1 protein-coding gene is annotated in these 552 nt (G+C 59.4%); it reads right to left on the reverse strand.

From position 1 onward, the window contains the following. Nucleotides 1–150 precede the first annotated feature (150 nt). Nucleotides 151–552, reverse strand: a 402-nt coding sequence (locus tag EOA38_RS38480) for a type IV secretion system protein (protein WP_145966364.1), incomplete at its 5' end; no start/stop codon positions are given.

Genomic DNA, 552 nt, shown 5'->3' on the forward strand with positions numbered 1-552 from the left:
CAATCATCGTAGAGACGCCGAGCGCGGCGTTGACGGTCGTCACATTGTCGTTGTCGAAGGGCACGTAGCGGATACGATAGTCGCGCGCGGCAGCTGAGCTGGCCGAGCCAAGCAAAATCAGCAGGGAGAGAGCGGCCCTAAGATGGATTTTCATTGCGCGCTCCCTGCCGTCGGCGCGGACTCCTGATCGCGACGGTATTCCGTCACCTGAAAGCCAAGCGGATTGTCGAAGCGCCATTCGTTTCTGATCGGCGTCGTCGTGTAACGGAATTTGACCACGGCTACCCAATTATCGGTCGTGGAAGAGTTCTCGCGACGCGTCGTGGTCGAAAACCGCACCGACGCCGTCGTGCTGTTGAGCAGCGACACCGACTTGACGTCGACGGAAATGGTGACGTTGCGCCCGTAGATCTTGTGGAGCGACTGCGCGTTGGACGGCGTGTAAGCCCAAGTCAGATCCCTGGCCGCCGTTCCCGTCGAATAAAGCTGCGCCAGATCGTAGTTCTGCTTGATTTCGCGCGCGTCATAGGTTTCGCGGGCGCGAATATAGCG

Source organism: Mesorhizobium sp. M1E.F.Ca.ET.041.01.1.1, from assembly GCF_003997355.1.
In the GTDB taxonomy this organism is placed as follows: Bacteria; Pseudomonadota; Alphaproteobacteria; order Rhizobiales; family Rhizobiaceae; genus Mesorhizobium.